General features: G+C 71.1%; 18 protein-coding genes. 11 read left to right on the top strand and 7 right to left on the bottom strand.

Features of this window, described 5'->3' with window-relative positions:
* Positions 1 to 19 precede the first annotated feature (19 nt).
* Both BLS95_RS12990 and BLS95_RS55615 read right to left on the bottom strand, forming a co-directional pair.
* Positions 20 to 781 carry an SDR family NAD(P)-dependent oxidoreductase gene (locus tag BLS95_RS12990; RefSeq protein ID WP_090931197.1) on the bottom strand — a complete coding sequence of 254 codons (762 nt, stop codon included), beginning with the start codon at positions 779 to 781 and terminating at the stop codon, positions 20 to 22.
* Between the two features lie 110 nt (positions 782 to 891).
* Positions 892 to 1,062, bottom strand: coding sequence for a hypothetical protein (locus tag BLS95_RS55615; RefSeq protein ID WP_176993163.1), 171 nt, complete (start codon positions 1,060 to 1,062; stop codon positions 892 to 894).
* A gap of 47 nt (positions 1,063 to 1,109) precedes the next feature.
* On the opposite strand from BLS95_RS55615, the gene BLS95_RS12985 reads away from it, so the two are divergent.
* From BLS95_RS12985 to BLS95_RS12975, 3 genes are all read left to right on the top strand, one after another.
* A complete protein-coding gene (locus BLS95_RS12985; protein ID WP_090931196.1) occupies positions 1,110 to 2,486 on the top strand; it encodes an MFS transporter in 1,377 nt (458 codons plus the stop codon).
* Positions 2,483 to 3,013 carry a glycoside hydrolase family protein gene (locus BLS95_RS12980; RefSeq protein ID WP_090931195.1) on the top strand — a complete coding sequence of 177 codons (531 nt, stop codon included), beginning with the start codon at positions 2,483 to 2,485 and terminating at the stop codon, positions 3,011 to 3,013. Before BLS95_RS12985 ends, BLS95_RS12980 begins: the two co-directional genes overlap by 4 nt.
* Positions 3,014 to 3,181: 168 nt before the next feature.
* Positions 3,182 to 5,458, top strand: a complete 2,277-nt coding sequence (locus BLS95_RS12975; RefSeq protein ID WP_090931194.1) for a HelD family protein — start codon at positions 3,182 to 3,184, stop codon at positions 5,456 to 5,458.
* Positions 5,459 to 5,540: 82 nt separating this feature from the next.
* Here BLS95_RS12975 and BLS95_RS12970 read toward each other — a convergent pair whose 3' ends face one another.
* A complete protein-coding gene (locus tag BLS95_RS12970; protein WP_245765017.1) occupies positions 5,541 to 6,002 on the bottom strand; it encodes a MarR family winged helix-turn-helix transcriptional regulator in 462 nt (153 codons plus the stop codon).
* 98 nt (positions 6,003 to 6,100) lie between these two features.
* Here BLS95_RS12970 and BLS95_RS12965 point away from each other — a divergent pair, with 98 nt between their 5' ends.
* Positions 6,101 to 9,340: an efflux RND transporter permease subunit gene (locus BLS95_RS12965; RefSeq protein WP_090931193.1), complete on the top strand. Its 3,240-nt coding sequence runs from the start codon at positions 6,101 to 6,103 to the stop codon at positions 9,338 to 9,340.
* 72 nt (positions 9,341 to 9,412) lie between these two features.
* On the opposite strand, the gene BLS95_RS55610 is transcribed toward BLS95_RS12965, so the two are convergent.
* Entirely contained in the window at positions 9,413 to 9,622 is a 210-nt protein-coding gene (locus BLS95_RS55610) for a PF20097 family protein (RefSeq protein ID WP_281249987.1), read from the bottom strand.
* A gap of 543 nt (positions 9,623 to 10,165) precedes the next feature.
* Positions 10,166 to 11,221 carry a methyltransferase gene (locus BLS95_RS12960; RefSeq protein WP_176993161.1) on the bottom strand — a complete coding sequence of 352 codons (1,056 nt, stop codon included), beginning with the start codon at positions 11,219 to 11,221 and terminating at the stop codon, positions 10,166 to 10,168.
* Positions 11,222 to 11,568: 347 nt separating this feature from the next.
* Here BLS95_RS12960 and BLS95_RS12955 point away from each other — a divergent pair, with 347 nt between their 5' ends.
* The 5 genes from BLS95_RS12955 to BLS95_RS12935 all read left to right on the top strand — a co-directional run bounded on the left by BLS95_RS12955 (position 11,569) and on the right by BLS95_RS12935 (position 16,427).
* Complete coding sequence (locus tag BLS95_RS12955; RefSeq protein WP_143043686.1) at positions 11,569 to 12,513, top strand: hypothetical protein; 945 nt, start codon at positions 11,569 to 11,571, stop codon at positions 12,511 to 12,513.
* A 237-nt stretch (positions 12,514 to 12,750) separates the two neighbouring features.
* The gene (locus BLS95_RS12950; protein ID WP_090931190.1) at positions 12,751 to 13,344 is read left to right on the top strand and encodes a TetR/AcrR family transcriptional regulator; all 594 of its coding nucleotides are present in this window, start codon (positions 12,751 to 12,753) and stop codon (positions 13,342 to 13,344) included.
* On the top strand, positions 13,341 to 14,303 hold the full coding sequence (locus BLS95_RS12945; protein ID WP_090931189.1) for an alpha/beta fold hydrolase: 963 nt from the start codon (positions 13,341 to 13,343) through the stop codon (positions 14,301 to 14,303). Before BLS95_RS12950 ends, BLS95_RS12945 begins: the two co-directional genes overlap by 4 nt.
* Before the next feature lie 315 nt (positions 14,304 to 14,618).
* The gene (locus tag BLS95_RS12940; protein WP_090931188.1) at positions 14,619 to 15,383 is read left to right on the top strand and encodes a class I SAM-dependent methyltransferase; all 765 of its coding nucleotides are present in this window, start codon (positions 14,619 to 14,621) and stop codon (positions 15,381 to 15,383) included.
* Between the two features lie 141 nt (positions 15,384 to 15,524).
* Complete coding sequence (locus BLS95_RS12935) at positions 15,525 to 16,427, top strand: alpha/beta fold hydrolase (RefSeq protein WP_090931187.1); 903 nt, start codon at positions 15,525 to 15,527, stop codon at positions 16,425 to 16,427.
* 217 nt (positions 16,428 to 16,644) lie between these two features.
* Here the strand turns inward: BLS95_RS12935 and BLS95_RS12930 are convergent, their stop codons facing one another.
* Together BLS95_RS12930 and BLS95_RS12925 are read right to left on the bottom strand one after the other, a co-directional pair.
* On the bottom strand, positions 16,645 to 17,502 hold the full coding sequence (locus BLS95_RS12930; protein WP_090931186.1) for an RNA polymerase sigma-70 factor: 858 nt from the start codon (positions 17,500 to 17,502) through the stop codon (positions 16,645 to 16,647).
* The gene (locus tag BLS95_RS12925) at positions 17,499 to 18,077 is read right to left on the bottom strand and encodes a carboxymuconolactone decarboxylase family protein (RefSeq protein WP_090931185.1); all 579 of its coding nucleotides are present in this window, start codon (positions 18,075 to 18,077) and stop codon (positions 17,499 to 17,501) included. The genes BLS95_RS12930 and BLS95_RS12925 overlap by 4 nt, the downstream gene beginning before the upstream one ends.
* Positions 18,078 to 18,209: 132 nt before the next feature.
* Between BLS95_RS12925 and BLS95_RS12920 the strand changes: the two genes are divergently transcribed.
* Positions 18,210 to 18,866 (top strand): maleylpyruvate isomerase N-terminal domain-containing protein, encoded by a 657-nt coding sequence (locus BLS95_RS12920; protein WP_090931184.1) that lies wholly within the window; start codon positions 18,210 to 18,212, stop codon positions 18,864 to 18,866.
* A gap of 383 nt (positions 18,867 to 19,249) precedes the next feature.
* On the top strand, positions 19,250 to 20,095 hold the full coding sequence (locus BLS95_RS12915; RefSeq protein WP_090931183.1) for a shikimate dehydrogenase: 846 nt from the start codon (positions 19,250 to 19,252) through the stop codon (positions 20,093 to 20,095).
* Positions 20,096 to 20,097: the final 2 nt, after the last annotated feature.

Raw genomic sequence — 20,097 nt, 5'->3', positions numbered from 1 at the left:
AGGCAGCGGGCCCTGGGCGCTAGTGGACGAAGAAACCGCCGTCGACGAAGAGCATCTGGCCGGTGACGAACGCGGAGGCGTCACCGGCCAGGAACACCGCCGCGCCCGCGAAGTCCTCGGGCACGCCGTTGCGCTTGACCATGTGCCGGGCGGCGAGCGCCTCGACGCGGCCGGGGATCGCCTGGGCGGGCGCGGTCAGCGGGGTCAGCACGAACCCGGGGATGATCGTGTTGACGCACACGCCGCCGGCCGACCACGCCTCGGCCTGGGAGCGGGTCAGGCCCGCGAGCCCGGCCTTGGCGGCGCCGTAGATGCCGCTGTCGCCGAACGCGCTGACGGACTGCTGCGAGCCGACGTTGATGATGCGTCCCCAGCCGCGCCCGGCCATCTTGGGGCCGAAGTGCTGGCCGAAGAGGTAGGGGGCGGTGAAGTTGACCGCCACGGTCCGCTCGTAGTCGTCGGGCGTGAGGTCGGCCATGGGCTTGCGGATGTTGTTGCCGGCGTCGTTGACCAGGATGTCGATGTCGCCCGCCGCCGCGCAGACCCGCTGCACGTCGGCACGGTCGCCGAGGTCGGCGCTGATCCAGGAGGCGGTGACGCCGTGCCCGCGCAACCGGCCGGCGGCCGCCTCCAGCCTGCTCTCGGTACGGGCGACCAGCACGACCTCGGCCCCGGCCCGCCCGATCGCCTCGGCCATGGCGTACCCGATCCCGGAGCTGCCGCCGGTCACCAGGGCGCGCCGGCCCTCCAGGGAGAAGAGCTCTCGCAGATAGTCCGACATGACCGGCCAAGCTAGCACCCACCCCACCGCCCAGCACGCCCACCCCGCACCCGCCTCGTCCCGGTACGGCCCGGGACTCCTATAGCTGCGGCGAGCCGCCACTCGGTTGATCAGTGCGTACGGCGGCGGGGTGCCAGGACCTCGGTGACCTCGCGGCGCTCCAGGTCAAGGTCCTCGACGTTGAGCGCGAGAATCTCGGCCGCCCTGGCAGCCGTGTCGGCGGCCGCGGCGAGGGTGACGTTCCCGCCGCGCAAGGCAGCGATCTTCGGCCTCGCGCTCACGCCGGCCTCCGGACCAGGACGGCGCCCGGCATGATGCACCGGATGACGTGCCGGGGTCGCGCAACCAGCACCTCGAACGGGCCGGTTCCCCGGTGCGACTGGGCGTGCGTGGCTGGGACGACCAGGTGCGGCGGCTCGGTAACGCGATCGAGGCGATCGCGCGGCCGGGTGGGAATGCCGGTTCGTGCGAGGATGCCGAGATGATCATCCAGCCATCCCGCCGTACCTTCCTGCTGTCCTTATCCGGCGGGGCGGGCCAGGAACTCGGCATGTTCATCGCGCCGGGCACGCTCGTCTTCGTCCTGCTCATGAACGCGCCCTTGTCGTACGCCGAGACGGGGCTCGCCTCCGCGGCCGCCACGCTGCTCGGGTTCCTGCTGGTGCTGCCGATCGGCGTGCTGGTAGACCGGGTGCGGCGCGGGCCGGCGCTGGTGGTCACGGCCCTGGCGGGCGCCACGACGCTGGCCTCCTTCGCGGTCACCACGTGGCTGGGCTGGACGGCCGCCCCGCATCTCCTCCTGGCCGTCGTGCTCGTGCCGATCCTGTGGCAGGCCGCGGACCTCGCCAGGGACGCCTACCTGCCCGCGGCCGTCGAGCACGGCCGGCTCGTCCCGGTCAACGCGACCGTGGTGATCGTCGCGGAACTGGCGTACTGGTTGCTCCCCGGGGTCATGGAGCAACCAATGTGGTGGCCGGCGCTGGCCGCCGGGGTGCTGGCCGCCTGCGCGCTGCTGTTCCGCGCGATCGGCGTCCCCGAGGAACCCGCGCCGCCGCGAGCGGGCTGGTGGGCCGAGACGGTGGAGGGCGTGCGTTTCACCTTCGCCCATCCCGTGCTCAGGGCCATCGCCGTGTCCGTCGTGGTGGTCGCGATGCTGCAGCCGCTCCTCGGGGAACTCGTCGAGCCGCGCGGGAACGTGCCGAGCTCCTGGCTGGGTTACCTGGCGGTACCGGCCGGGGCTGTGGCGGTGTGGGTGTTGCGGCGGAGGGTGCACGTCTTCCGGCTGGCCTGGGTGTCGCTCCTGCTGACCCAGCCGTTCGCGTTCCTGCTCGTGCTGGCCGAGACGGGCTGGGGCGTGTGGTGGCACGCCCTGGGCACCTTCCTGCCACTGGCCGGGACGACGGCCGCCGCCGTGACGCTGCTCAGCCACCGTCAGGTGATCACGCCGTCGCGGCTGCTCGGCCGTACGGGGGCGACGCTGCTGCTGCTCGTCGGCCTGGCGGGCGTCGTGTCCTCGTTCGTGGAAGTTCTGAGCATCTACCTCTTCACCCTGGAGTCCATGCTGTCGCCCGACGTGCGCATTCCGGTGTACGCGTGGCCGGTCGTGCTGCTCAGTGCCGCCGGGCTGGTCGCGGCCGCGCTGCCGTTGTACCGGGTACGCCGGCTCGCCGAGGCTCCCATGGCCGAGCCGTCGCCGCTGCCGTGATTTCGTGTGATGAGCTGATCGGCGCACACCACACAGGAGGCCCGCTGAGCGGCATCGCGGTGGCGCTCTGCGAAGTCGGGTGGGTGCTGGGTGACGGCGGGCCGGAAGAGGCGGCGGTGGGCGCGCTGGACCGGGTGGTACGGGCGGCGCGCCCGATGGACGGCGGTCCCGGCTGGTCGGGCGATCCGGCGCAGCGCGCCGACGGCGGCGTGGTGCTCGCGCTGCTGCACGCCGCGTCGATGCTGGGCCTGCCGGCCTACGAGGAGCTGGCGGCGGAGGCGGGCGCGCGGGTGGCGGGCGACCCGGGCGACCTGGACTGGGCCGAGCGGCTGGCGGCCGGGATCGTGGCCAGCGGGGTGCCGTACCGGCGGGTGCCGGGGTTGTGGGACACGGCCTGCCAGTGTTGCGGGGTGGCGGGGCTGGTGGAGCTGTTCGCCGGGTTGTGGGCCGCGACCGGGCGGCGGGCATCGGCGCGGCGCTGCCGCACCTGGACGCCGTGGCACGGGACGGGCAGGTGCGGCGGGTGATCCTGCTGCCGGACAATCCGTTCCCGGCGATCCCGGCTCCGGCGGGCACGCTGCGCGAGCACGGCTGATCCACGGGCGGTTGCGATCGCGGCGATGGGGGAGTTAAGCTCGAATGCTGCGCAGTTTTAGCGCAATCTCCACACGCCTCCGTTAGGAGTATACCACGCTATGGCTAATCGTCAAGATGGTCTTGCGGAAGCCCTTGACACCGAGCAGCGCACTGTGTCCCGGCTGTACGAGCGGCTCGACGTCACCAGGAAGCGGGCGCAGGCGGCACTGCGCGAGGCGTACGGCAGGGGCGGCTCCCTGGGCACCCGGCAGGCGATGGTTGAGCGCGAGGCGCTGGCCTCGGAGCAGGCCCGCCGGGTCGCGCAGCTCAACGCGGTGGAGCGCGGGCTGTGCTTCGGTCGCATCGACGACGGGTCGGGGCAGAGCACCTATGTCGGCAGGATCGGCCTGCGGGACGAGAGCCACGAATCAGTTCTGATCGACTGGCGGGCGCCGGCGGCGCGGCCGTTCTACGTGGCCACGGCCACCGATCCCGGCGGGCTGGTGCGGCGCAGGCACCTGCATCTGCGGGACCGCATGGTGGTCGGCATCGACGACGAGGTGTTCGACCTGGAGGGGATGAGCGAAGGGGACCGCAGCACGCTGGTCGGCGAGGCGGCGCTGCTGGCGGCGCTGCGGCGGGGCCGTACGGGCCGGATGGGCGACGTGGTGGCCACGATCCAGACCGAGCAGGACCGGGTGATCCGCGCCGCGCTGCAGGGAGCGCTGGTGGTGCAGGGCGGCCCCGGCACCGGCAAGACGGTGGCGGCGCTGCACCGGGCCGCGTACCTGCTCTACACCCACCGCGACACGCTGGAGCGGCGCGGCGTGCTGGTGGTGGGCCCCAACCCGATGTTCCTGCGTTACATCAGCCAGGTGCTGCCCGCGCTGGGGGAGACGCAGGTGGTGATGTCCACGGTGGGGGAGATGTTCCCCGGGGTGCGGACGAGTGCGGTGGACGCGCCGGCGGCGGCGGTGGTCAAGGGCGACGCGCGGATGGCCGAGGTGGTGGCCCGCGCGCTGGAGCTGCGCCAGGCGGTGCCGGACGGGGAGTTGGAGGTGGAGCTGGACGGCCTGAGGCTGCGGGTGCCGCGCGAGGTGTGCCTGCGGCTGCGCGACCGCGCCCGCGCCGTACGGCTGCCGCACAACATGGCGCGCAAGCTGTACGTCACCGAGCTGCTCAAGGAGCTGGCCAAGGCCGAGGCGCGGGCACTGGAGGAGTCGCTGCACATCGAGGACCTGGTGGTGGACGGCGAGCCGGAGCTGTCGCAGCCGCTGGACCTGGAGGGCGACCTGGACGAGGTGGACCTGCGGCTGGCCTCCCGGCGGTTGTGGGGCGAACCGGAGGTGCGGCGTGCCGTCGACGGGTTGTGGCCGGAGCTGACGCCGCAGCGGCTGATCGCGGAGCTGCTGGCCTCACCGGAGACGTTGTGGTCCGTGGCGCCGCCCGGCCTGGACTGGTCCGAGCTGGTGCGCCCGATGGAGGCGGAGTGGACGGTCGGGGACGTGCCGCTGCTGGACGAGGCGGCCGAGCTGCTGGGTGAGGACGACTCGGCCCGCCGGGCGGCGGCCAGGCGGAGCGGGGAGGAGCAGGCCGAGCAGGAGCTGTACGCGTGGGAGGTGCTGCAGACGACCGGCGTGGCGGAGGAGGGCATCTTCGAGCGGGCCGACATGCTGGCGGAGCGGCACGCCGACGACGGCCTGGGGCTGACGACGGCCGACCGGGCGGCCGCCGACCGTACGTGGGCCTACGGGCACGTGATCGTGGACGAGGCGCAGGAGCTGTCCGCGATGGCCTGGCGGATGATCATGCGGCGGGTTCCGGCGCGGTCGCTGACCGTGGTGGGCGATCTGGCGCAGACGGGCTCGGCGGCGGGCGCACGTTCGTGGGGCGAGGTGCTGGACCCGTACCTGGAGGGGCGGTGGCGGGAGGAGCGGCTGCTGGTCAACTACCGTACGCCGGTGGAGATCATGCGGGTGGCCGCGGACGTGCTGCGCACCTTCGCGCCGGGGCAGGAGCCGCCGGAGTCGGTACGCGACGGCGAGGCGGAGCCGCGCGCGGTACGGCTGCCGGTGGCGGGGCTGCCCGCGCTGGTGGCGGGCGAGCTGGCGGAGATCGGTGAGGGCAGGATGGGGGTGGTGACGCCGGACGCGCGGCACGCGGAGGTCGCCGCCCTGTTCCCGGACGGTGACCTGGACGCGCCGGTGGTGGTGCTGACGGTGCGGCAGGCCAAGGGGCTGGAGTTCGACGCGGTCGTGGTGGTGGATCCGGCCGGCATCATGGCGCAGTCGCCGATGGGCGGCCAGGACCTGTACGTGGCGGTGACGCGGGCGACGCGGCGGCTGACGGTGGCCTACGAGGCCGAGCTGCCGGAGCCGCTGGCTCGCCTGGCTTGAGATCTACTTTGTAAAGGCGGTGGGCTGCATGTGATCGAGCTCACCGCCTTTTCCAACCTTCCGGCGAAACCGGGCGGGCCGCTCAGCCGTTGTCGTCGTGAACGAGCTTGTCGGCGACGTCCCGTAGGGTGCGGGTGACGTGGTCGAGGGCGCGCAGGGTCTCGGTGTCGAGGTGGTCCATGATGCGTCGATAGTGCCGCAGGCCGGCGTTGTTGATCTCCTCGATCAGCGCGGCGCCGGCGGGGGTGAGCTCCACCCGGCGTACGCGCCGGTCCTGGGGGTCCTCGTGCCGGCTGACGAGTCCCTGGGCCACGAGGCGGTCGACGATGCCGGTGACGGTGCCGAGGCCGACCCCGAGGTCCTGGGCGAGGTCCTGTCCGGAGGCGGAGCCGTTGACGGACACGAGCATGACGACCTTGAGCTGCCTCATGGTGAGGTTGGAGGTGAACAGGGGGGAGTGGTGCTGGGCGAACAGCCGCCCGAGGCCACGCTGGGTTTCGGTGATCCGGCGGATCAGGTCCTCGCGTTCGTCTTTCACGCTCACCTCTCGCTTCCTGAGAAGGTTATCAGGAAAGCTGACCTTGTCTAAATATTCGTTCGGGGCGAAGTGTTAGTCTGGGGCGAACTCTTGGAGGGGAACCTATGACCGCTTTCGCCCGGTTGAGCCTGGCCAACCGCAGCCTAGTGATCTTGGTCGCGGTCGTGCTCAGTGCGTTCGGCGCGTTCACGATCCCGCAGTTGAAACAGCAGTTGCTGCCGTCTTTGGAGTTTCCCGGCGCATTCGTGGTGGCGCCGTTCCCCGGCGCGTCGCCGGAGATCGTCGAGGAGCAGGTCACCAAGCCGATCGAGGACTCCTTCCAGGGGCTGCCCGGCATGGAGCAGATGACCTCGACCTCGCGGGAGGGGATGGCCCAGATCCAGGTGGCCTTCGAGTTCGGCACCGACATCGAGTCGTCGCTGAACAAGATGCAGCAGGCCATGGATCGGGTGACGCTGCCGGACAACGTGCAACCGCAGGTGGTGGCGGGCAACACCGACGACATCCCGGTGATGGTGCTGGCGGTGGGCGACGGCGGCGACGAGCGGGCGATGGCCGACAAGCTGCGCAGGATCGCGGTGCCGGAGCTGCAGAGTGTCGAGGGCGTACGGGAGGCGGCGGTCACCGGCACCCGTGACGAGGTCGTGACGATCGAGCCGGACGACAAGAAGATGGCCCGGGCGGGGGTGTCGGCGGCGCAGATCCCCGACGTGCTGCGGGCGAACGGCACGCCGATCCCGGCCGGCACGCTGACCGCGGACAGCAGGTCGCTGACGGTGCAGGTGGGGTCGCGGGTCGACACGGTGGAGAAGCTGAAGGACCTGTACCTGACGCCGGCCCAGCCGCAGGCTCAGGCCCCTGCCCAGGCTCAGGCCCGGCCGCAGCCGGGGCAGCCGCAGGGGGGCCTGCCGCAGGGCGGGTTGCCGCAGGTCAAGCCGAAGCCGCTGAAGCCGGTGAAGCTGGGCGACGTGGCGACGGTGACGCGCGGGCTGGCCGACGCGACGACGATCACCCGGACGAACGGCAAGTCGAGCCTCGGCGTGTCGATCACGATGGTGCCCGACGGCAACGCGGTGGCGATCTCGCACGCCGTCGCGGACAAGCTGCCGGACCTGACCAAGGCGCTGGGCGACTCGTCGGACACGGCGGTGTCGGTGGTGTTCGACCAGGCGCCGTACGTGGAGCAGTCCATCGAGAACCTCACCACGGAGGGCCTGCTGGGGCTGGCGTTCGCGGTGCTGGTCATCCTGGTGTTCCTGCTGTCGGTGCGTTCGACGCTGGTCACGGCGGTGTCGATCCCGCTGTCGGTGGTGATCGCGCTGATCGTGCTGTACGTGGGCGACTACTCGCTGAACATGCTGACCCTGGGCGCGCTGACGATCGCGGTGGGCCGGGTGGTGGACGACTCCATCGTGGTCCTGGAGAACATCAAGCGACATCTCGGCTACGGCGAGGCCAAGCTGCAGGCGATCCTGACGGCCGTGCGCGAGGTGTCGGGCGCGGTGACGGCCTCGACGCTGACCACGGTGGCGGTGTTCGCGCCGATCGCGGTCGTGGGCGGCATGGTGGGCGAGCTGTTCAGCCCCTTCGCGGTCACGGTGGCGGTGGCGCTGCTGGCCTCGTTGCTGGTGTCGCTGACGGTGGTGCCGGTGCTGGCGTACTGGTTCCTGAAGGCGCCGGACCTGACGCCGGAGCAGGCGCGCAAGCAGCGTGAGGAGGCCGAGGCCAAGGAGCTGCGGTCGCCGTTGCAGCGGGCCTACCTGCCGGTGTTGCGGTTCGCGACCCGGTTCAAGCTGGTGACGGTGCTGATCGGGATAGCGGTGTTCGTCGGCACGATGGGCCTGGCCGGCCGGTTGCAGACGAACTTCCTGGACTCCTCGGGGCAGAACACGCTGTCGATGTCGCAGCGCATGCCGGTGGGCACCGACCTGGCCACCACCGACGAGGCCGCCAAGAAGGTGGAGGCCGCGCTGGCCGGCCTGGGCGGTGTGGAGTCGTACCAGGTGAACGTGGGTGGCGGTGGCGGCGGTCTGCAGGGCGGCGGCCAGGGAGGGAGCGCTGACCGGGCGTCGTACTCGGTGACGCTGACCGAGGACGCCGACACGGCGAAGGTCGAGCAGGAGTTGCGCGACAAGGTCTCGGCCCTGTCGGGGGTCGGCGAGGTGACGGTGGGCGGTGCTGGCGGCGGCGGGTTCAGCTCCGACTCGATCGACGTGATCGTGCAGGCGCCCGACACCGACGCGCTGCGTGCGGCGGCCGACAAGGTCAAGGTCGCGATGGGCGAGGTGTCGGGGCTGCGCGACGTGTCCTCCAACCTGGAGGCGAGCGCGCCGCGGGTCGAGGTCGTGGTCGACCGGCAGGAGGCTGCCGAGCGGGGGCTGACGGAGGCGCAGGTCGGGCAGGCGGTGGCGCAGGCGTTCCGGGGCGCGCCGCTGGGGCAGATCACGCTGGACGGGCGTACCAGTGACCTGGTGCTGCGGGGCGCGGACGCGCCGGACGACGTCAAGGCGATCGAGGACCTGAAGCTGCCGACGGCGGCGGGCCTCGTGAAGCTGTCGACGGTGGCGGACGTCCGGCAGTTGGCCGGGCCGACGCAGGTGTCGCGGATCGACGGCGAGCGCTCGGCCACGGTGTCGGCGAAGGCGGCGGCCAGCGACCTGGGCAGCGTGACGCAGGCGCTGACGACGAAGCTGGACGCGCTGCCGCTGGGCGCCGGTGCCACGTACGAGATCGGCGGCGTGTCGGCTCAGCAGGACGAGGCGTTCGCCGACCTGGGGCTGGCGATGCTGGCGGCCATCGCGATCGTGTTCATGATCATGGTGGCGACGTTCCGCAGCTTCGTCCAGCCGTTGATCCTGCTGGTGTCGATCCCGTTCGCGGCCACGGGCGCGGTGGGGCTGCTGGTGGCGACCGACACGGCGATGGGTGTGCCGGCGCTGATCGGCATGCTGATGCTGATCGGTATCGTGGTGACGAACGCGATCGTGCTGATCGACCTCATCAACCAGTATCGCGACCAGGGTATGGGCGTGGTGGAAGCGGTGATCGAGGGCGGCCGGCAGCGGTTGCGGCCGATCCTGATGACGGCGGTGGCCACGATCTGCGCGCTGACGCCGATGGCGCTCGGGGTGACGGGGTCGGGCGGGTTCATCGCGCAGCCGCTGGCGATCGTGGTGATCGGCGGCCTGATCTCCTCGACGCTGCTCACGTTGGTGCTCGTGCCGACCCTGGTGGTCGCGGTCACCAGGAAGCGCGACCGGGGACCGCGGCCGCCGCATGGGCAGCGGCGGCCTGCGGGCGCCGATGAGGCCGAGAAGGAGAGCCTCGCCGGCAGCCCTGCCTGACAATGCCGCCTGTTGGTCGGTCGCCCGGCGGATCATCGGATCCCGCCGGGCGCAGGGGCGTCTCTGGTGTGCTCACGTTCCCGGGATGACCACGGTGCCGCACTCGTCGCAGCGGAAGGCGTCGGCGTGCTGGTAGCCGAAGCCTTTGGTCAGCCGGATGCCGGTGAGGTCACCGAGCGCCCCCACGCTCTGCTTGAACTTGACGCCGGGGCTTCTGCCCACCACGATTCCGGGCTTCATCGAAGTCGAGCAGAGGGGGCAAGGCAGCGCATCGTCCGACATGTCACGAGCCTATGCCTTTGAGGTGCCGCCGCAGCTGATGGCGTGTCAGTGATCTGACCCACCAGAACGCGGTCCCGGTCCCGGCCGCAGTAGTCGGCGGGTTCTGGCGCTGAACCGCCGAAGCGGTCGGCTGCGCTGCCGATTTAAGCCGGACGCATCTCCCGGCGGCGCGTCGCGTACGCTTTTCGGCATACGCTTCGAGGATGCTCAGCAGCGAATAGCCTGGGGTGTTGACTTTTCGCGCTCGCCTTCGACGAAGGGCTTTATGGTGTCCCAGACTCGGACGAACCGGATCCTCGTGGTGGCGATGACCTGGTCGTCCAGGATGCCCACCCCTCTGAGCGCCGCGAAATTCTGAAGAAGTAGGCGACGTCGTACGCGTCCCACGATCCCGTGGTCCTCAGCCGGCCGATTCGCCGTGGTGATTCGTAAAGCCCTCGCCACCTGGACCACGGGCGGGCGTTCGGGAGCATACGTGGCGCGTGCGACGTTCCCGGGAGGTGAGCGCGTTCCTGCCGGGCCGGGCGTGGCAGAGGGCTTGGGTCAGGGGCTCAGCGGAGTGCAGTCGAGGATGATGTGCCCGAGGGCGGTGTGGTGAACGCCGGTGAGGGTGAGCCCGGCTCTGGTGGCGAGGGCGAGGTAGTCGTCGAGGGTGCGTTCGCGGCCGCCGGTGAGCACGAGCATGCGCAGGTTCATCTCGGTGACCATGGCCGGGTCGCCGCCGGGGCCGCCGCCTGACTCGATCATGACGACCCGTCCGTGCCGCCCGGCCGCCTCGGCGCATCGGCGCAGGATCAGCAGGGCGTCGTCGTCGTTCCAGTCGTGTATCACCCGCTTGAGCACGTATACATCCCCTCCTGCGGGCAGCGGGTCGAAGAAGCTTTGCCCGGCGAACGCGCACCGTGCATCCAGTCCGAGCTCGGCCAGGTGGCGCCGGCCTCGCTCAACCGTGTCCGGCAGGTCCACGAGCGTGGCGTGGAGGTCCGGGTTGGCGCGCAGGACTTCGGCGAGCAGGGCGCCGGTGCCGCCGCCGACGTCGACGACATGCCGCACACCGGACCAGTCGTACCCTTTGGCCGCGTCGGCGACGTAGTCCGCTCCGGAAGCCATCATCGCGTCGAACGACGCGCTGATCTTCGGGTTCGCGGCGAGATAGTGCCAGTACGGGGTGCCGTAGACCGTCTCCCACGCCGGTCGCCCGGTGCGTACGGTGTGCAGCAGGCCGGTGAAGGCCAGGTCCATCTGCCCGCCGAAGCCGTCCAGGTCGAGCTGCGCCCGCATGTGGGAAGGGTGGTCGGAGGCCAGCAGCGCGGCGGGTTCGTTGACCGCGAACGTGCCCGGCTGCGGTTCGGTGAAGACGCCCCGGCCGGCCAGGTGACGCAGCAGCCGGCCCAGCGCGTCCGCGTCGGTGCCGGACCGGCGTGCCAGCTCCTCGACGGGCACCGCGTCGCCGGCCATCAGATCGGTCAGCCGCAGGGAGGCCGCGACCCGTACTGCCATGGGCGTCACCAGGTCCGTCACGGGGGCCAGCACCTTCCAGGCCCTTTCCCAGGCCGACGTCTGCCCCTGCTCTTCTTGATCGCTGTCGGCGCTGGTCATGGCCATGATCCCTCACTCTTGCGGCGGGTCGAGGATTTGCTTTGGCCGGAAGCTACCACGCGACCGATCCACCCGGTCTTGGACAAATCTGACCTCGGCTGCTGACGCGTACGCGTGACTGACGACGCACCGACCAACCCGGTCGGCGTCATCATCGCGTCCCTGCGCCTCGTCCGTGACATCATCCGAGGTCGCCCCGCTGATGAGCGCCAGGTAATTCCGCGCTCGCGTCCTCCTCGGCCAGTGCGCCGGCCGAGGAGGGCAAGGTGCAAGCACATGGGGCTTCGGCTGCGGTGGCGTGAATCTCGGGTTACCTTCGGCTGGTGGGGCCCTTTAGGGGGTGGCGCGTGCTGGACTGGGTGGAGAATCTGGAGCCGTCTTTAGCGGCTGCCGTGATTTCCGCTGCCGTGTCAGCGGTCGTGGCGGTGCTGACCGTGCTTCTGGCGCCGGTGGTGAAGTACGGCCTGGACAGCCGGTTGGAGTCGCGGAAGCTGGACCTTCAGTATCGGCTGGAGCAGCGCCGGGCCCTTCGAGAGCACATCGGTCAGCACAAGGGCCGGATCCTGGAGACCGCTTCGGAGTTGAACGACAGGCTGGCCAACTTCATACGGTTGCCGGATGCCAAGGCTTGGCTGCGCTTGGAAGGGCGGTATCCGGGTGGGATCTATTCGACCACGTTCGCTCAGCGTATGGTCTCGCACTGGAGCACCATTCAGCAGTTCGCCGATTCCGCTTTGTACATCGATGCCACCGTGGCGACCCGCGAAGATCTCGCATTCGTCAAGTTCCTCCGGCTGAACCTCGACGTGTGGACGGACGTCAGCCTTTTTGACGGCAGGACCTACGACCGCGGACGCTCCTCGGCGCATTTCTTCCAAGGACAGCTCCTTGACATGGTCGCGCCACTCACGGCGGCCGATGGGACCAGGGGTACGGCGCCCGGCGAACTGCGTAGGGCGTTCCGAGCGGAACTCGAACGAAACCCGGACGTCTACAAGTCGGTGTTCTTGTTCCTCGACGGCCTGCGGCCGGAAACCCTCAGATATCAGCGCTTGCTGGCCGCCCGCCTGGTCCTGATCGTGACCCTGAACGCCTTCGGCTACGACTACCAACGCACGTCTTCCGAGGACATCCACGGCGTCGCCGTACTGCTGGAGCCGTCCATCCGCCGGAACCTTGCCGAGATCGTGGGCCGGGCGCACCTCACCAAGCAGAAAGACGTCCGGGCCCTCCTGGTAATCCTCCGGTCGGCGAGCGACGGCCGGACACCGAGGCGTATAGGTCGCGCTTAGGCGGCAAAGGTCGTCACGGTTGTGGTCCCCGGTTCGGGCTTCGGCTTGCTCCTGCGGCGCCTCGGGGCTTGGTCGAGGTCCGTACGGGTGAGTAACGCCCGAGGTCACCACGTCCTCGACGCCCGGTGTCCTAGGTCACCCTCCCGAACGCAGCAGGAACCGACCGGCCAGGCTAGGACTCCTAGATGTAAGCTAGGGTTATTAGGTAGAAGCGAGTGACCCTAGGAGTGTGGGCGCATGATACGGGTCGGGCTGACGGCCGAGCGGGTGACGCTCGTCGGGGCCGAGCTAGCCGACGAGGTCGGGCTGGAACACGTGACCATGTCCGCGGTGGCGCGACGGCTCGGGGTGAAGGACGCCAGCCTCTACGCGCACGTCCGTAACCTGGAGGACCTGCGCGGGCGGATCGCGCTGCTGGGGGCGGAGGAGAAGACCATCCGCATCGCGGAAGCCACCGCCGGCCGGGCCGGGAAAGACGCGCTGGTCGCGTACGCGAACGCCTGGCGGACCTACGCCCACGACCACCCCGGCCGCTACACCGCGACCCAGCTCCCGATGGAGATCGATCCCGAGCTGCTGGCCCGCTCGCCCGGGCCGCGACGCGCGATCGAGCTGACCTACAGCATGCTGCGCGCCTACGCACTGGAGGAGCCCGACCTGACCGACGCGGTCCGGTTGATGCGCAGCTCCCTCCATGGCTTCGTCAGCCTCGAGGCCGCGGGCGGGTTCGCGCATGCCCGCCCGGCGGAGGACACCTGGGTCCGCTGCCTCGACGCCCTGCACACCCTCCTGGAGCGCTGGCCCGAACACCATGAAGGAGAACCCGCATGACCCGCCCGACCGTCGGCCGCCTGCGCGTGGACGGCGCCACCTTGCACTATGAGGTACGCGGCAGAGGCCCGCTCCTGCTGCTGATCCCCGGTGGCACGGGCGGCGCGGCCGCCTTCGACGGTGTCGCCGACCTGCTGGCCGACGACTACACGGTCGCCTCCTATGACCCGCGCGGCCTGTCCCGCAGCCCGCTGGACGATCCGGAGGCGCGGCAGCGGGTCAACCAGCACGCCGACGACGCGTTCCGGCTGCTGGAGCTGCTGTCTCCAGGCGCGCCCGCTCGGGTGGCCGGCTGCAGTTCGGGGGCGATCGTCGCGCTGCACCTGCTGGTCACCCATCCCGAGCGGACCGAACGCATCGTGGCGCACGAGCCGCCGGTGGTGGAGGCGCTGCCGGACGCCGCCGAGCATCGCGCGCTGCTCGCCCGCGTCCAGGACACGTTCCGTCGTGAGGGGCTGATGCCGGCGGCGGCGGTGTTCGCGGCCGGTCTCAGACGGCCCGACCAGCCTCAGACGGGACCCGGCCGGTCTGAGACGAGCCCCGGCTCCGATGTCCCCGGTGATACCGGTGCCCCTGGTGATGCCGGTGCCGCTACTCCCGTCGCTGCCGCCGCTGCCGAGGGTCCCGTCGGCCCCGGCGAGGTCCCGTCGGTCACGGAACTACCGCCGCAGGCAGCGGCACGGGCTGAGCGCACGATGGCGGACATGCCCTACTTCCTCGGGCGGATCGTGCCGAGCTTCATGGCCTACGCCCCGGACGTGGATCGCCTGCGCGCCCTGTCGGACCGGCTCGTGCTCGCGGCCGGCGCGGACTCCCACGGCGAGTTGCCCTACCGTCCCGCTGCCTTCCTGGCCGAGCAGTTCGGTACGGAGCTCGTCCTCTTCCCCGGCGGGCACACGGGGCTCACCACGCACCCCGCGGAGTTCGGGGAGCTGCTGCGCAAGGTGCTGGGCGCCTAGGGCGTGCGTTCCTGATTGGAGTTCCTCCGTCCGTTGCTGCCCAGGCCTTGCGCGGACGGAAGCGTCTGGACGACCGAACCGTGCTCAACGGGGTCGTGTGGAAGTTCCGGACGGGCACGACCGCCACGACGTTGGGTGGCCGAGCGGACCTTCGGCCGGCTGATGCTCCACCGCCGCCTCGTCCGCGACTCGCTTCGGTACGGCCGTGCCCGATAGGGGCGACGGGATCAGCGGCGTACTTGGCCGCGCCCGCTTGGCGCCGTAACCCAAGAAAGCAGTGGCCGCGCGGGCTCGGGGCCACATACGTTCGCCTCCATGGTTGACGCAACTTTCGGGCATCCGCGCCTCGCCGCCATCTACGACCTACTCGATCCGGACCGCGGCGATCTCGACGCGTATCTCGCGATGGCGGAGGAGTTCGGCGCGCGGTCCGTGCTGGACATCGGGTGCGGTACGGGCGTGTTCGCGCTGCTACTCGCCGAGCGCGGGATCACGGTTACCGGGATCGATCCCGCGCGGGCGTCCGTCGACGTCGCGCGTGGCAAGCCGGGCGCGGAGCGGGTGTGCTGGCTCGACGGCGAGGCGGGGGATCTGCCGCCCATGCAGGTCGACCTGGTGACGATGACCGGGAACGTCGCCCAGGCCATCGCCGATCCGCAGGCATGGCGTACGACGTTGCGTGGCGCGTACGAGGCGCTGCGGCCCGGCGGGCGGCTTGTCTTCGAGACGCGCGATCCGGCGCAGCGCGTGTGGGAGGAGTGGGCGGAGTGGACGCGCGAGACCACGTACCGCATGACGGACATCCCGGGCGTCGGCCACGTCGAGACCTGGGCCGAGCTGACGGACGTGAGCCTGCCGCTGGTGAGCTTCCGGGGTACGCACGTGTTCGCTGCGGACGGGGACGTACTGGTTTCGGAATCGACACTTCGCTTCCGCGAACGTACGGAGATCGAGCGGGACCTGCATGAGCACGGTTTCGTCGTCGAGGACGTACGCGACGCACCCGATCGGCCGGGCGGGGAGTTCGTGTTCGTGGCGCGGCGCGGTACCGCGGAGCCCGTTCCTCCCGGAATGCTCTAGGGAGCGTGCGCGCCACACAGCGCCGAGCAGACGGGACTTTGAAGACACTCTCTAGCCGCCGCTGTCGCAGCCGATCGCTCGCGGGCTGTGCTGGTGGCGAACGCCGTCGTCCGGGTCTGGGGGACGCAGTAGCGTCGGATCATGCTGATCATTGACGGCGTCGCGATCGCGTACGAGCAGGCCGCTCCTCCGCAGCCGGCGGGCACCGTCGTGCTGCTCCATGCCGGGGTGGCCGACATGCGCATGTGGGACCACCAGTTCCAGGCCCTGGCGGAGCGCTACCGCGTGATCCGTTACGACCAGCGTGGCCACGGCCGCTCGGGTGACGCCGCCGGTGAGGTGTGCCACTACCAGGATCTCCTCGCCGTCATGGACGCACTGGAGGTCGAGCGGGCCGCACTGGTCGGGAGCTCGATGGGTGGGGCGTACGCCACCGAGGCCGCCCTCGCCGCCCCCGCGCGCGTCGCCGGGCTCGCCCTGATCGGCTCCGGTCTGGCCGGGCACGAATGGCCGCCTGAGATGCTGGACCAGGCCCGCGAACGCGTGCATTCCTCGGTGCCCGCCGACCGCCTGGCCCGCTACCGCGAGGGTGACGCCGGACACGTGGATCCGGCCGACGTCCTGGCGATGGCCGAGGCCCACACGAGCTGGCAGGTGGCGGGCCCCGACCGCACCCGCGACGCCCTCACCGACGAGGTGTGGCAGGCGGCGGTGGAGATGTTGCGCCTGGTGTTCGAACGTTCGTGGACCGGCCCACGATCCACCGAGCGCCACCTCGTCCCACCGGCCGTCGGGCGCCTGCCCGAGATCACCGCTCCCACTCTGGTGATCAACGGCCTGTCGGACGTGCCCGGCATCCAGGAGGTCGCGTCCCTGCTGGCGGTGGGCATCGGCGGCGCCCGCCGCATCGACCTGCCGGCGACCGGTCATCTCCCGCCGCTGGAGCGGCCGGCGGAGGTGACGGACGCGCTGACCACGTTCCTGTCCCGGGTCTTTTCCGAAGACGTGGCGGGTCCGCGGATGCGCCCGTCCCCGAGCCGATGAAGCCCACCCTGCCGACGAAGCCTCCCGAGTGGTGAAGCTCACCGCGCCGACGAAGGCCCCTGAGTGTTGACGTCCCCCCGAGATTGACGTCCCCTGAGTGTTGAAGATCACCGTGCCGATAAAGGTGCCGTGTCGTTGAAGGGAACGGTGTTCGCCAATGGCTGCGCCGCGGCGGTGTTCCGGGTGGTGAGGGGTGCCCGGAACACCGCACGACGGCCTACCTGGCGAGTGCGGCCGGTTCGTCCAGGCGCGTCAGCTTCCGTGGGTTCGCCACCGCATAGATCCGGGTGATCCGCCCGTTCTCCACCACGAGGCTCACCGCGGACACGGCGCTGCCGCTCTCGACCCGGGCCGCGGGTGCGCCGTTGATCCAAACCGTCCGTACGGCCACCACGCGGTGCAGGCCCGCGAGCAGCTTCGCCACCAGTGCGGCCCCGTGGAGCGGAGCCCGGGCGGCGGGCACGACGCCGCCGCCATCGGCGATCAGGACCACGTCCGGCGCCATGACCTCCAGCAACTCCTGTAACCGCCCGGTCTGCAACGCCGCCAGGAACCGCTCCACCACGGCCTCCTGCTCCGACGGGCTCACCCGCACCCGCGGCCGCCGGGCCGCCACGTGCTCGCGTGCCCGCCGCGCGATCTGCCGCACCGCGGGCGCGGACTTGCCGATGGCCTCGGCGATCTCGCCGTACGGCATCTCGAAGACCTCCCGCAGCACGAACACCGCCCGCTCCGCCGGCCCGAGCGTCTCCAGCACGGTCAGCATCGCGAACGAGACGCTCTCCGCGAGCTCGACGTCCTCGGCCACGTCGGGGCTGGTCAGCAGCGGTTCGGGCAGCCATTCGCCGACGTACTCCTCGCGGCGGCGCGACAACGTCCGCAGGCGGTTGAGGGCCTGCCGCGTGACGACCCGGATCAGGTACAGCCGCGGATCACGCACCTGCGACTGGTCGACGTCGGCCCACCGCAGCCAGGACTCCTGCAGCACGTCCTCCGCGTCGGCCGCCGACCCGAGCATCTCGTAGGCGACGGTGAACAGCAGCGTGCGATGGGTGAGGAACGGATCGTCGGTCATGCCGTCGACGCTACGCCCGGCTTGTCCGTACGCGTGGCCAGCGGGATCTCGCACGCGGCCGAGAAGCCCTGCGACTCGATCCCGAGCGCCGTGTTGCTCCGGGTGGCGAAGTTGGCGAAGGCGATGAACGTGGTGAGCTCGATCAGCGCCGCCGGGCCGAGCCGGTCGAGCAGCCGCGCGGACAGCTCGTCGGTGACGGTCGGCGGCGTGTTCGTCATGGCCTCGGCGTACTCCAGTACGTCCCGCTCCAGCGGCGTGAACACCTCCGACTCCCGCCAGCGCGGCACCTGGCTCGCCTTGGCCAGGTCCAGGTTCTCGTTCCGCGCCTGGAAGTAGCCGATGTCGAGGCACCAGCCGCAGCCGACCTGGGCCGCGACGGCCATGTGCGCGAACGACTTCAGGCTCGCGTCGGCCGTGTCCCACCCGCCCGCCTTGCCCCCGAACTCCATGGCCGCCTGGGTGGCCCCGGGGTGGTGCCACGTCGCCTCGAGGGGCTCGGGCACGGTACCGAACTGCTTGATCATGCTCTCGCGGAGCTCGGCGGGAAGCTCCGCCTTCGGAACGCGTGGCGTCATGGTGTCCTCCGAGTACGTTGACCTGTTCGGCATGAAGACACCGCCCGGCGGCCAGATGTGACACTCACCCCGCCGCGCGGAGGGCCCGCATCGCGCCTTGTACGGGGCAAGCGCACGGCATACCGTGCCGATGTGGATCTCTTCTCGCGCTCCTGGGCAGCGTTGCGCACGGCGGTCGCCGAACTCCCGGACGAGGACTTCGCGCGGCCGTCCGGCTGTGCCGGCTGGCTCGTCCGGGACCTGGTGTGCCACCTGGTCATCGACGCTCAGGACGTGCTGATCACCCTCGCGACCCCCGCGGAGGGGGCGCCGACCCGCGACGCGGTGACCTACTGGGAGATCTCCCGGACGCCGCCGACCGGCGAGGACCCGCTCGACGCGCTGACCGTCCGGCTGGCCGCCGCTTACGAGGAGCCCCGGCTGCTGAAGTTCCACCTCGACGACGTCGGCTCCGCCGCCGGCCGTGCCGCCGGACTCGCCGACCCGGCGCTGCGGGTCGGCACCCGCGACGAGGTCATCACCGTGGCGGACTACCTGTCCGTGTACGTCATGGAGTGGACGCTGCACCACCTGGACCTGATCGCGTACCTCCCGGACGCGGCCGACCCCCCTGCGGATGGGCTCGCCCGGGCCCGCGAGATGTTGGAGAAGATCGCCGGGGCCGCGTTCCCCGCGTCGTTCTCCGACAAGGACGCCCTGCTGGTCGGCACCGGACGCCGGGCCCCGACCGAGGCGGAGCGAGCCGAACTGGGCGACCTGGCCGCGAAACTCCCGCTCTACCTCGGCTGACCGCCCCCACAAATACCGCCCCCACAAGTACCGCCCCCACAAGTACCGTCCCACAAGTACCGCCCAAGGACCGCGCCGGACCGCGCCGCGCTCGGCCGGAGTCAGGCCGGGGGGAGTGGGGCCTGGGTGGCGAGCCTCCGCGGCTCAGCGGCTCAGCGGCTGCCCCGGAGCGCCGGTGACCGCGGGCGCAGACACGATGCGCGCCGCACGATGCGCGCCGCACGATGCGCGCCGCACGATGCGCGCCGCCTGCCGTTGCGACGGTCGCGACCAAAGAAACCGGCCGCCTCGCCGTCCCCTTCTTCTCTGCCCCTCGCCGATGTCAGGTCTAGCCATTTAACTCACTAGTACGTACATTAGCCCTGACTGGAAGGGAAGAACTGATGGCCTCGTTCCTGACCGGGCTGATCGGCTCGGGCATCGGTCCCTCGCTGAGCCCGCGGTTGCACGAGCGCGAGGCCGCGCACCACGGGCTGAGCTACGTCTACCGGCTGCTCGACATCGAGCGGCTCGGCCCCGACGTGGGAGAGCTGCTCCGCACCGCGCGCCGCTTCGGTTACGACGGGCTCAACATCACCCACCCGTGCAAGCAGGCCGTCATCCCGTACCTGGACGAATTGTCACCCGACGCCGCCCTGCTCGGCGCGGTCAACACGGTGGTCTTCGACGGCGAGCGCGCCATCGGTCACAACACCGACTGGACAGGCTTCGCCGAATCGTTCGCCCGTGGCCTGCCCGGAGCCCCGACCCGGCGCATCGTCCAGCTCGGGGCCGGAGGCGCGGGCGCGGCGGTCGCGCACGCGCTGCTCACGATGGGGGCCGACCGGGTCACGCTGGTGGACGCCGAGCCGGCGCGGGCCGACGGGCTGGCGGCCGAGCTGGCCCGCCGGTTCGGCCCCGGCCGGGCGCGGCCCTCGGCCCCGGCCGAGCTGCCGGAGCTGCTGGCCGGGGCCGACGGCCTGGTACACGCCACCCCGACGGGCATGGCACGGCATCCGGGCCTGCCGCTGCCGGCCGAGCTGCTGCACCCGGGGCTGTGGGTGGCCGACATCGTCTACCGGCCGCTGGAGACCGAGCTGCTCAAGCAGGCCGGGGCCGTCGGCTGCCGGGTGCTCGACGGCGGTGGGATGGTCGTCTTCCAGGCCGCCCACGCCTTCCGCCTGTTCACCGGACGAACCCCGGACACCGAGCGGATGCTCGGCCACCTGACCGAGCTCGTCGCCGCCTGAGG

The organism is Nonomuraea jiangxiensis, from assembly GCF_900099965.1.
In the GTDB taxonomy this organism is placed as follows: domain Bacteria; phylum Actinomycetota; class Actinomycetes; order Streptosporangiales; family Streptosporangiaceae; genus Nonomuraea; species Nonomuraea jiangxiensis.
This window is presented reverse-complemented; position numbering and strand designations above follow the sequence as displayed.

Coding starts and splice junctions, on each gene's coding strand:
- BLS95_RS12925 (WP_090931185.1), bottom strand. CDS start 18,077: ATGACGCCACGCGTTCCGAAGGCGGAGCTTCCCGCCGAGCTCCGCGAG.
- BLS95_RS12950 (WP_090931190.1), top strand. CDS start 12,751: ATGATACGGGTCGGGCTGACGGCCGAGCGGGTGACGCTCGTCGGGGCC.
- BLS95_RS12945 (WP_090931189.1), top strand. CDS start 13,341: ATGACCCGCCCGACCGTCGGCCGCCTGCGCGTGGACGGCGCCACCTTG.
- BLS95_RS12915 (WP_090931183.1), top strand. CDS start 19,250: ATGGCCTCGTTCCTGACCGGGCTGATCGGCTCGGGCATCGGTCCCTCG.
- BLS95_RS12960 (WP_176993161.1), bottom strand. CDS start 11,221: ATGACCAGCGCCGACAGCGATCAAGAAGAGCAGGGGCAGACGTCGGCC.
- BLS95_RS12990 (WP_090931197.1), bottom strand. CDS start 781: ATGTCGGACTATCTGCGAGAGCTCTTCTCCCTGGAGGGCCGGCGCGCC.
- BLS95_RS12965 (WP_090931193.1), top strand. CDS start 6,101: ATGACCGCTTTCGCCCGGTTGAGCCTGGCCAACCGCAGCCTAGTGATC.
- BLS95_RS12975 (WP_090931194.1), top strand. CDS start 3,182: ATGGCTAATCGTCAAGATGGTCTTGCGGAAGCCCTTGACACCGAGCAG.
- BLS95_RS12940 (WP_090931188.1), top strand. CDS start 14,619: ATGGTTGACGCAACTTTCGGGCATCCGCGCCTCGCCGCCATCTACGAC.
- BLS95_RS55610 (WP_281249987.1), bottom strand. CDS start 9,622: ATGTCGGACGATGCGCTGCCTTGCCCCCTCTGCTCGACTTCGATGAAG.
- BLS95_RS12930 (WP_090931186.1), bottom strand. CDS start 17,502: ATGACCGACGATCCGTTCCTCACCCATCGCACGCTGCTGTTCACCGTC.
- BLS95_RS12935 (WP_090931187.1), top strand. CDS start 15,525: ATGCTGATCATTGACGGCGTCGCGATCGCGTACGAGCAGGCCGCTCCT.